The organism is Sphingobacterium sp. T2, from assembly GCF_000814685.1.
Lineage (GTDB): Bacteria > Bacteroidota > Bacteroidia > Sphingobacteriales > Sphingobacteriaceae > Sphingobacterium > Sphingobacterium thermophilum.
Genome location: NZ_JXAC01000064.1, coordinates 1 through 3,143 on the forward strand (window position 1 = coordinate 1; position 3,143 = coordinate 3,143).

Here is a 3,143-nt window from a genome sequence, read left to right on the forward strand (position 1 = left end):
AAATTTATATCAACGATATGCCTTGACGGATGCTGGAGGAAATACTTATCTCAATGTACTGGATCCCTACTTCTTGCAGGAAGTACGAAGGGTGAATCAAAAGGYCAGACGATGCTTCCATTTTCGCATGTCCAACTCCGGAGGAGTAATACAGATTGTCACTAAACAGGACGATAATACGACAGACGCCAGAATATCATTGGGATCGTATGGTTTTCTGCAGGAAAATGTAGGTATCTCCAGACGGCTAACCCCTAAGTATAACTTCACTTTACAACAGGGATATACACACTATGATGGCTACAGAGAAAATTCTTCAGTGAAGCGCTGGGCTTTCCAGACAGCACACCAGCTGAAATATAATAAGGACAATCATTTGAATGCTTATGTCCTTTTTTCCGACTTGGGATACCTCACTCCCGGAGGCTTACGGCGGCACAGTATGCCGACAATCCCAAAGCCGCACGACCTGCAGCAGGAAGCACCCCCGGAGCCCAAGAACAGAAAGCAGGGATATACAATAAAACTCTTTATGGCGGGATAAGTAATACCTTTCACCTTACGAATGGGTGGAAACATTTTATTGCCACCTACGGTTCGTATACCGACTTTGAAAATCCTTTTATCACCAATTATGAATACAGAATAGAGAAAAATTTAGGTCTCCGCACTTACCTTTCCTTTCAACGGGAAGACAAACCCTACGAAATACAGTTCGGCATGGAAGCCAACAAAGGCTGGAACAGTATAGATAACTATGATAACCTCCAAGGGGTTTCGGGAGATATGCAGGCGAGCGATAAACTTGATGTCTTTCAGATGAATATATTCAGCAGAATACAGTATAACTTAACCTCAAAATGGATGATAGAAGGTTCTTTGGGATGGAACAAAAACAAGATACATTATCAGACTCTCTTTCCCGCTTCGGTTATGACCAAAGGCAATATCGACTTTGAAGACCAGCTAATGCCTCGCCTTGGTTCTTCCTTCCTTCTAAATAACTTTTCGGCTTTACGTGCTTCACTTTCCAAAGGGTATTCTACGCCAACTATTGCAGAGCTGAGAGCTTCTGACAACCTTGTAAACAAGGATCTGCAGGCCGAAACAGGAATAAATTATGAAATCGGCTATAAGATAAAATCTCGCAACGGCTCCAAAATTTTGGATATTGCTGCCTATAGTTACCGAATGGATAATGGTATAGTACGACATATCAATGCCGATGGTGCCGATTATTATGGCAATGCAGGACATATGAAACAGCGCGGCTTAGAGCTATCTTTTTGGTCTTTTTGGAATTTAAAAAACTTCTTTCTTCAAAACACTTCAATACCATACGGCTATGACCTACAACGATTATAAATTTGGCGATTACGTGAACGGCTCCAATAATTATAAAGGAAACACAGTTACTTCCGTACCCAAATGGACGATGAGTAATACTTTAGAGCTACAACTACCACAGTCTACAAGTTTGAAAATCAATCATTTTCATATATCCGACATTCCACTGGATGATGCAAATACAGTCTTTGCGAAAGCTTACGACCTAATACAATTGCAAATAAATTGGAATTTTATACTTTCAAAACTTAAATCTAATCACCAACTTTATTTGCAGATTGACAACCTGCTGGATCAAAAATATAGTCTCGGGAATGATATCAATGCTTTTGGTGGTCGTTATTTTAATGCTGCGACACCTCGGAGTTTCGTAATTGGCACCAAACTTACATTTTAACGTAAAAATAAAAGGATTATGAACTTATATACTATAGATACAGGATTTTTTAAACTGGATGGGGGTGCCATGTTTGGTGTGGTACCTAAGTCTTTATGGCAAAGAACAAATCCGGCCGATGAGAACAACCTTTGTACTTGGGCAAACCGCCTCCTACTTATCGAAGACGGTAAGCGTCTTATTTTGGTGGATACTGCATTAGGAGACAAACAGGATGCCAAATTTTTTGGACACTATCATCCGCACGGAGATGATACCCTAGACAAATCTTTAGCAAAATACGGCTTCCATCGCGATGATATCACGGATGTATTTCTTACCCACCTACATTTTGACCACTGTGGAGGAGCAATCAAACGGGAAGGCGATAAACTTATCCCCGCATTTAAAAACGCGAAATATTGGTCCAACGAAAGCCACTGGGAATGGGCTACCAACCCTAACCCACGCGAAAAAGCATCCTTCCTCAAGGAAAATATCCTTCCTATAAAAGAGTCGGGACAACTCAACTTCGTTCAAGGCAACCAATTTGACGATACGGATATCGTAGTACGCTACGCCCATGGACATACCGAATCCATGATGCTTCCGCAAATAGAATATAAAGGCAAAACCATACTGTATATGGCCGACCTACTTCCATCTGTGGGACATATACCTCTTCCTTACGTGATGAGCTATGACGTAAGACCTCTCGTTACCATGCAGGAAAGACAAGAATATTGGCGGGAAGCCGTAGAAAAAGAATATATCCTATTTTTCGAACATGACCCTATAAACGAATGTTGTACTCTCCAACATACCGAAAAGGGAATTCGCGTGAAAGATATTTTCAAACTATCAGACATATAAAAACCGGTAAATACCGGTTTTTATAGTTACTATGAAAATAATCAATATGCAAAAGAATTGGATGATTCACCATCTTCCAAAAGTACTATGCGTACATTTCGACATCTTAATAAATTATCCTTCATCAATAAGGATATACTTTTATTTTGCTAACTTTTGCGAAAAGTAAACAAACTATATATAAATGAGCTTAGAAAAACAACTGCAAGAGAGAAGTCAAAATAAGTGCGAATTATGCAACGCTACGGCTAACTTAGGTGTGTATGAAGTTCCTCCTGTAGATATTCCGAGTGCAGACAATAGCATTTATGTTTGATGAAACCTGTAAATCTCAGAATAAGAAAAAGAGAACAAATAGAACCTGAACATTGGAGAGTGTTAACTGAGACCATGTGGTCCGAATATGCTCCTGTACAGGTTGTAGCTTGGCGTATGCTTAGCCGTCTGAGAAACGAAAGCTGGGCTGCAGACAGTTTGGACATCCTCTATCTGGACGATGACACTTTGGAATGGGCTAAGAAAACAGGTGATCACGAGCAAGATGCTA

At 40.3% G+C, this 3,143-nt stretch carries 3 protein-coding genes and 1 pseudogene; all 4 read left to right on the forward strand.

From position 1 onward, the window contains the following. Positions 1-544, forward strand: a pseudogene (locus SD31_RS18490) (hypothetical protein); the annotation flags it as partial. Further along, positions 514-1,365 carry a TonB-dependent receptor domain-containing protein gene (locus SD31_RS18495; RefSeq protein ID WP_410528235.1) on the forward strand — a complete coding sequence of 284 codons (852 nt, stop codon included), beginning with the start codon at positions 514-516 and terminating at the stop codon, positions 1,363-1,365. The pseudogene SD31_RS18490 and the gene SD31_RS18495, both read left to right, overlap by 31 nt. Beyond that, positions 1,346-1,744: a TonB-dependent receptor gene (locus tag SD31_RS19930; RefSeq protein WP_052258680.1), complete on the forward strand. Its 399-nt coding sequence runs from the start codon at positions 1,346-1,348 to the stop codon at positions 1,742-1,744. The genes SD31_RS18495 and SD31_RS19930 overlap by 20 nt, the downstream gene beginning before the upstream one ends. 18 nt (positions 1,745-1,762) lie before the next feature. Continuing rightward, the gene (locus tag SD31_RS05205) at positions 1,763-2,596 is read left to right on the forward strand and encodes an MBL fold metallo-hydrolase (protein ID WP_039053367.1); all 834 of its coding nucleotides are present in this window, start codon (positions 1,763-1,765) and stop codon (positions 2,594-2,596) included. The last annotated feature ends 547 nt before the right edge of the window (positions 2,597-3,143 follow it).

What these genes read in the sequence shown, in the direction of transcription:
- SD31_RS19930 (WP_052258680.1), top strand. Translation starts at nt 1,346, where the DNA reads ATGACCTACAACGATTATAAATTTGGCGATTACGTGAACGGCTCCAAT.
- SD31_RS05205 (WP_039053367.1), top strand. Translation starts at nt 1,763, where the DNA reads ATGAACTTATATACTATAGATACAGGATTTTTTAAACTGGATGGGGGT.